Source organism: uncultured Campylobacter sp. (assembly GCF_937890585.1).
In the GTDB taxonomy this organism is placed as follows: domain Bacteria; phylum Campylobacterota; class Campylobacteria; order Campylobacterales; family Campylobacteraceae; genus Campylobacter_A.
Window position 1 is genome coordinate 1 of the sequence record NZ_CALACG010000054.1, and the last position, 7,239, is coordinate 7,239.

The window sequence follows — 7,239 nt, forward strand, 5'->3', positions numbered from 1 at the left end:
GTTATTAACATTTGTAAAAGCTATTATTGGTTGTAAATTTGCAACATTTTTTTCTAAAACTTAGAACTTTGGTGCCATTATACTATAAAAATAATATTTGGGCCCTTGTTTTATTAAAATCAAATCGCCCTATAAAGAAATATAAATTTATTCTTAAGAAAATATTTTTTTAAGTCTTGATTGTGTAGAATGGTTGCAACTTTACAAAAATGGCATAAAAATATCATAACAAAAAGATAAAAAGCTAAATTTATAGAATAAAATAGCCTTAAATTTTTTGAAAGGATTTTAGATGAAAACTACTTCTTTAGCACTTGCTGGCTTGCTTTTAGCAACAACTCTCTCAGCAAAAGAATTTATCAGTATCGGCACTGGTGGCATGACAGGCACGTACTATCCGATAGGTGGAGCGATCTGCCGCTTGGCAAACAAAAACACCGATGTAAAATGTTCAGTCCAATCAACTGGCGGCTCAGTTTACAACGTAAATAACGTCCTCAAAAAAGAGCTTACATTTGGTTTTGTCCAAAGTGACGTCGTCTATGATAAATTTAACGGCACTGGCAAATTTGACGGAGCAAAAGATGAAAATTTACGCTCAGTAGTAGCTATCTATCCAGAACTTCTTGCATTTGTCGTGGCAAAAGATAGCGGCCTAACAAGCGATATCCAGTCGTTTGCAGGAAAAAAATACAACGTCGGAAACCCAGGCAGCGGCAACGAAGTGAGCACACTCGAAGTATTTAATGCAAAGGGCTTTGATGTTAAAAATTTAGGCTACCGCGGCGTTTTAACAGTTGGCGAATGCCCGCACGCACTAAAAGATAAAAAAATAGACGGATATAGCTTTGTTGTCGGCCACCCAACCGCAAACATCACTGACGCTGCGACATCTTTGCCTATCGATATCCTAAACATCGAAGGTAGCGAGATCGATAAGCTTCTTATGGATAAGCCATACTTTGCAAAAGGTGTGATCCCAAAAGGCTCATACGATGGCGTCGATCACGATGTCAACACTATTGGCGTAAAGGCTGTTTTGGTTACTAATAAAGATACAAAAGATGAGGCTGTAAAGGCTGTGATAAAAGCTATTTTGGATAACTTTGATGAGTATAAAACTCTTCACCCAGCACTAAAATCAGTAAATAAAGAAGATCTCGTCCAAGGTCTTTCAGCTCCGCTTCACCCAGCTGCAGAGGCTGCATTTAAAGAGGCTGGTATCTTAAAATAACTCAAATTTCCAGGGGCTTTCGCCTCTGGAGAATTTAAATATGCAAATTCATTTAAATTTTTATATTTAAATTTTAAAGGAGAGAGATGAACGAAGTCAAAGACAACGAAGAACAATTTGTCGAGGTAAAAACAAGGGAGATAAATAGCAATTTTTACAACTATTTCATCGCATTTGCGTGTTTCTCTTGGTCGGTTTTTCAGCTTTATATAGCGTATTTCCCACTAAATACTAACATTTCGCGCTCAGTGCACCTAGCTTTTGCGGTTGGGCTTGTATTTTTGCTCTATCCAGTCACTTTTCATAAAAAGGCTCACTCAAGTTTGCCGTTTTACGACCTAGTTTTTTGCGTAGTAGGCGTTGTTGCCGTGCTTTATCCAGCGGTTTATTTTTATGAGCTAGCTGATAGGACTGGGGATTATATCACCCAAGACGTAGTTATCTCATTTATCGCTATCTTTATCTTACTTGAAGGCGGCAGACGCGTGATGGGGCCAGCTCTTGGTATCATCTGCGCTATATTTTTGATATATGACCACTTTGGCCCTTATATGCCAGATATCATCGCTCATCAGGGCGCTAGCTTAGAAAAGATCGCGGGACATATGTTTTTAACGACAGAGGGCGTCTTTGGCGTGCCTATCGGTGTTAGCGTTAGTTTTATCTACCTTTTTGTTCTTTTTGGCTCACTACTTGAGCGAGCTGGCGCTGGACAATACTTCATAAATTTAGCCTTCTCACTTCTTGGCAAATATAGAGGCGGCCCAGCCAAAGCCTCAGTCATCGCAAGTGGCCTAACTGGCATGGTTTCAGGCAGCTCAACAGCAAACGTCGTAACCGTTGGTACATTTACTATACCACTTATGAAAAAAGCTGGTCTTTCACGCACAAAAGCTGGAGCTATCGAGGTTGCAGCTGGCGTAAATGGACAGCTCATGCCACCTATCATGGGTGCGGCTGCTTTTATCATCGCTGAGTTTTTGGGTATGACATATACAAATGTTATGATGGCAGCGGTTATCCCAGCATTTGCTTGTTATTTGTCGCTATTTTTCATCGTGCATTTAGAGAGCGTCAAACTTGGACTAAAGGGCATAAATCAGAGCGAATTTCACTCAAGATTTAAAATTTTTGTTAGCGGTCTTCACTATATAACGCCGATTCTAATCTTGCTTTACACGCTTTTAATAGCAAAAGAGTCAGCCATAGCTGCAGCTTTTAATGCGATAGGATTTTTATTTTTGATAATGATCTTTCAAGAGCCAACTAAAAAGCTAGCAAGTGGTGAAAAAGTAGGCATAAACGACGTGCTTCTTGGCTTTGAGGATATATTTTGGGCGATGGTCGCAGCTGCAAAGAGCATGACTACAATAGCCATCGCAACCGCGCTTGCAGGCATCATCGTGGGCTCTATCTCGCTAACTGGCCTTGGTCAAGTACTTTCTGATCTAGTCGAGCTTCTAGCGGGCGATAATATCATGATGATCCTACTTCTTACAGCTCTTATGTCGCTCATCCTTGGCATGGGGCTTCCAACGACAGCAAACTACATCGTCGTCTCAAGCCTTGTAGCACCTGTCATTTTATTTTTAGCGCATAAAAATGGTTTCTTGATCCCAGCTATCGCTGTGCATCTTTTTGTCTTTTACTTTGGAATTTTAGCTGATGACACGCCGCCAGTTGGCATCGCAGCCTACGCAGCAGCGGGCATTGCCAAGGCAAATCCAATAACCGTTGGCGTTCAAGGATTTTTTTACGATTTAAGAACGGCGATCTTGCCATTTGCCTTTTTCTTTAACAACAAACTTATGCTAATTGAGAGCATAAACACGAGCGATCCGCTTGATTCAAAAGGAATAGTCTGGATGAGTAATCCGCTTGAAATTTTACTCGTCTTTGGCATGGCGATCGTGGGAATGTTTGCCTTTTCTAGCTTGCTTCAAGGATACTACGTCACAAAGCTTAGGATTTGGGAGAGGTTGCTACTTATCCCTGTCGTGCCACTAGCTCTTGTGCCAAATATCTGCGTAAAATTTGGTCTGATGCCAAACGAATACACAGCCTATATCGTGGCAGCTGCTCTTTATGGCTTTGTCTTTATGACTCAGTGGGGCATAAAAGATAAACCGCTCGATCAAATAAGAGCGATTTAACACTAGGCAAGAGCCCTCTTGCCTAGACTTTTAAATTTATTTATAAATTTCTATTTATTTTGTAAAAAGTGAGATTTAGGCTTTAAAAACGTAAAGATCAAAGTTGTTTTGAGCGTTTTAGATCGCCTGCAAACTCGCAAGACATCTTATCATTTAGCTTGCAGCCTTTTACTAAGAAGGTGTAAGCCTCTTTAAATTTCTTAGCTTCTATTAGTATCGAGCCTATCATGCCACAAGAGTAGCCGTCATTTTGCTCGCAAGCTTTGCTAAAAAGCTCTCTTGCTTTTTGCGGATCGCTATTTAGATAAATTCCGCCAGCTGCTGAGCAACCCTCTTTTTCGCCGCCTTGGCAAGCTTTATTGTAAAGCTCTAGTGCTTTGGTGATATCTGGCACGTCAGTTTTGCCTAGCTGATATATAGCGCCTGCTTTTAGGCATGATCTTGCGTCATTTGCCGCGCAACCTGCTTCAAATTTAGCCAAGGCTTCTTTGAAATTTGAGCCTGCATAGGCATTTAGTCCAGCCTCAAATTCACTTCCAAATGCGCAAAGGGCAAGAAGCGGGATAAAAATCATCTTTTTCATCAAATTTTCCTTTTGTAAAGTAATATGCAATTTTAACATATTAAATTTACACTTACTTGATGAAAAATAATTACGATTTTAAAATTTGCTCTTGCGCTTTGTAATCAGGCATGATGGCTTCTATAAATTTATAAAAGCTGCTTTGGTGGTGCGGGTAGAGCAGGTGAGTAAGCTCATGAAGTACGACGTAGCGCACGGCTGAGAGCGGCTTTTCTATAAGCCTTAGGCTTAAGTTTATATAGCCTTTTTTATGGTTGCAGCTCCCCCAGCGAGTTTTGCTATTTCGTATGACGATGCGACTAACTGGCTTGTTGATATGAGGCTGATAGTAGCTTACAAGCTCCAAAAATAGCTCTTTTGCTCTTGCTTTTTTAAAGCGTTCAAGCGCCTTTAAATTTGGCGTTATGATAAATTTATCTTCAAAAAAAGGCTCTTTTGCGCTCTCATCAAATTTGATCTTGTAAATTTGCCCAAGAAATTTCATCTCATCATCTTTTGGTAAATTTAAAAGAGCTTTTTTATAAGAGTTTTCAAGCCAAATTCTGTGCGTTTCAAGAAAGCCAAGAGCCATCTTTTGCGTGCTATAAAATGGCATAGAAAGCGTGATCTTAGCATCCTTGCCAACTCTTAGGCGCATAGCCTTTACGTTTGTTTTAAAATTTACTAAAACGCTTAGACCATAAAAGTCTAAATTTACGCTCTTTTGCCTCAAACTAGGCGTTTTTCTTGCCACTTTTTGCTTCTCCAGCGCCAGGTATTTGCAAGGCCTCTTAGCCACTCATCAGCGCAAAATCCTATCCAAACGCCAATAATGCCCCAGCCAAGGTGTATGCCTAAGAAATATCCAAGCGGCAGCGAAAGCCCCCACATAAAGATAAGCCCAGTTGCAAGTGGGAATTTCGCGTCGCCACTTGCGCGAAGGGCATTTACTATGACGATGTTAAAGGTTCTGCCAGCCTCTAGCACGATCGAGAGCGTAAAGAGTGGTAGCATTATCTTGCGCAAGTTCTCATCTAAATTTAGTGCGTCCATGATCTTATACTTTAAGGCGTAGGCGATCAAAACGACGACGAGCGTGATAGAAATGCCAAGCCACAAGGCTTTAAAGGTTCTTGCGTAAGCCTCGTTAAACTCGCTAGCTCCCACTAAATGCCCCACGATGACCTCGTTTGCCACGCTGATACTCGCTCCACAAAGCAAGATGAGAAGTGTGATCTGAAAGTAGATCGTCTGCACGCTAAGAGTTGCCTCGCCCATGCTCGCGATAAAGCCAAATGCGACCATGTATTGCGCCATCCAGAGTAAATTTTCGCCAGCACTTGGCAGACCAACTGAGAGTATTTTCTTTAAAATTCCAAACGGCACGACAAGCAGTTTGCTAAGATAAATTCTAACTTTTGCCACGCGTATGAGCATGTAAAGTAGGACAAAAACGCCAATAAGCCTACCTACAAATGTCGAGATAGCAACACCTTGCAAGCCTAAATTTGGCAGATCAAACCAGCCAAAAAGGGCGATGGCGTTGCCAAAAATGGTGATGATGTTCATCAAAACTGAAGTTAGCATGACCGCGGTTGCTAGATTATAGACGCGAAGCACCGCAGCTAGCACCATGCCGATGCCATCAAATAGCAAGGCAAAGCCAAGGATGTGAAGGTATGAGAAGCTATCGTTTATGAGATCACTTGGCACGTTTAGTAAATTTAAGATGTTGTAGCCAAAGAGGTAGATGATGATGGCTGAAGCTATGCCAAAGATCGTATTTGACGTGATGCTTGCGTGTATGACGCTTGAGGCTAGCTCATTTTGCTTTGCTCCAAGAGCTTGTGCGACGACGACTGAGCAGCCCATGCTAAGGAAGTTAAAAATAGTCATAAAAAGGTCCATCACTTGATTACCTGCACCCATGGCGCCAACTAGATGTACGCTCACTTTTGTCACCATGTAGGTGTTGATGATGAGCGTTATAAAGTGCAAAAACATATCTAAAAATATAGGGACGACCAGTTTTTTCATAGAAAGATTCATAAATTTCTCGCTTTTTAAATTTTGGGGCGATTATAGCCAAATTAGGTTTTAGCTCCCTTTTGATATAATCCAAAAAATTTAAAATTTTGAGAGAAAAATGGCATTAATCGACCTGATAGACGTAAGTAAAAAATTTGGCGCAAATGAAATTTTAAATGGTGTAAATTTTAGTATAAATGAAAATGAAAAGATAGCGATCATCGGTAAAAATGGTAGCGGCAAGAGCACGCTTATGAAGATCATCTCTGGTGAGGTGGCAGCAGATAGCGGCAGACGGATAGTGCAAAACCTAATAAGCGTCGAGATGCTAGCGCAAAATCCAAATTTTAACGCCACTTTTAGCGTAAGAGATGCGCTAAATAACGAGCTAAAAGAGATATTTGACGCGATAAGCGAGTATGAAAAGAGTGGAGTTTTGCTAGCAAATGAGCCTGAAAACAGAGAAATTTTAAAAGAGCAAGAGAGGCTTATTAAATTTATAGAGGCAAAGGATGGCTGGAATATCGAGCATAAGATCGAGCGAATTTTGCAAGAATTTAAGCTAAAAGAGTATGAAAATAGACCCATTTGCTCGCTAAGTGGTGGCGAGATCAGGCGCGTGGCACTGGGTGCGCTCATCCTTAAAAAGCCAGATGTGCTTTTACTTGATGAGCCTACAAACCACCTTGATGTCTATATGGTCAAATTTCTTGAAGATATGCTTAAAAGCTCAAATCAAAGCATAGTTTTTATTAGTCACGATAGGTATTTTATCGATGCGCTGGCAACTAGGTGCGTTGAGGTCGAGGATGCAAGCTTAAAAAATTTTGATGGCGGATATGCAAACTATCTAACCAAAAAAGAGGAAATTTTAGCAAGTCTTGCAAAGTCGCATGAGACACTGCTAAAACAGCTAAAGGCCGAAGAAGAGTGGCTAAGGCGCGGCGTAAAAGCTAGGCTAAAGCGAAACGAGGGCAGAAAAGAGCGGGTGCTCGCCATGCGTGAAGAGGCCAAGAAAAACCCAGGTGTGATAAGGCGCGTGAGGCTAGAGCTTGAGCGTGCGAGTAAAAATTTCAACCAAACGCAGAGCCAAAACCGCAAAAAAATGCTCTTTGAGTTTAAAAATTTAGGCAAAAGCATAGACGGCAAGGTGCTTTTTGAAAAATTTGACGCAAGAATCTTGCAGGGCGAGAGGATCGCCATAGTCGGACGAAATGGCAGTGGAAAGAGCACTTTGCTTAAAATTTTGCTAGGCCTTGAAA

Annotated in this window: 6 protein-coding genes; 3 read left to right on the plus strand and 3 right to left on the minus strand. The window is 41.1% G+C overall.

Going from position 1 to position 7,239, the window contains the following annotated elements:
* The first annotated feature begins 292 nt into the window (after window positions 1-292).
* Window positions 293-1,234 (plus strand): TAXI family TRAP transporter solute-binding subunit, encoded by a 942-nt coding sequence (locus Q0296_RS01385; protein ID WP_298035811.1) that lies wholly within the window; start codon window positions 293-295, stop codon window positions 1,232-1,234.
* An 86-nt stretch (window positions 1,235-1,320) separates the two neighbouring features.
* On the plus strand, window positions 1,321-3,387 hold the full coding sequence (locus Q0296_RS01390) for a TRAP transporter permease (RefSeq protein WP_298035813.1): 2,067 nt from the start codon (window positions 1,321-1,323) through the stop codon (window positions 3,385-3,387).
* 97 nt (window positions 3,388-3,484) lie between these two features.
* Here the strand turns inward: Q0296_RS01390 and Q0296_RS01395 are convergent, their stop codons facing one another.
* The 3 genes from Q0296_RS01395 to Q0296_RS01405 form a co-directional block, all read right to left on the minus strand.
* Entirely contained in the window at window positions 3,485-3,970 is a 486-nt protein-coding gene (locus Q0296_RS01395) for a tetratricopeptide repeat protein (RefSeq protein WP_298035815.1), read from the minus strand.
* Between the two features lie 70 nt (window positions 3,971-4,040).
* A complete protein-coding gene (locus tag Q0296_RS01400) occupies window positions 4,041-4,724 on the minus strand; it encodes a SprT family zinc-dependent metalloprotease (protein WP_366939716.1) in 684 nt (227 codons plus the stop codon).
* Window positions 4,679-5,998: an MATE family efflux transporter gene (locus Q0296_RS01405; protein ID WP_298035818.1), complete on the minus strand. Its 1,320-nt coding sequence runs from the start codon at window positions 5,996-5,998 to the stop codon at window positions 4,679-4,681. The genes Q0296_RS01400 and Q0296_RS01405 overlap by 46 nt, the downstream gene beginning before the upstream one ends.
* Before the next feature lie 97 nt (window positions 5,999-6,095).
* On the opposite strand from Q0296_RS01405, the gene Q0296_RS01410 reads away from it, so the two are divergent.
* A partial coding sequence (locus Q0296_RS01410; RefSeq protein ID WP_298035820.1) for an ABC-F family ATP-binding cassette domain-containing protein occupies window positions 6,096-7,239 on the plus strand: 1,144 nt, incomplete at its 3' end.

Excerpts from the sequence above, each read along its gene's own strand:
- Q0296_RS01395 (WP_298035815.1), bottom strand. The coding sequence starts at position 3,970 with ATGAAAAAGATGATTTTTATCCCGCTTCTTGCCCTTTGCGCATTTGGA.
- Q0296_RS01390 (WP_298035813.1), top strand. The coding sequence starts at position 1,321 with ATGAACGAAGTCAAAGACAACGAAGAACAATTTGTCGAGGTAAAAACA.
- Q0296_RS01385 (WP_298035811.1), top strand. The coding sequence starts at position 293 with ATGAAAACTACTTCTTTAGCACTTGCTGGCTTGCTTTTAGCAACAACT.
- Q0296_RS01405 (WP_298035818.1), bottom strand. The coding sequence starts at position 5,998 with ATGAATCTTTCTATGAAAAAACTGGTCGTCCCTATATTTTTAGATATG.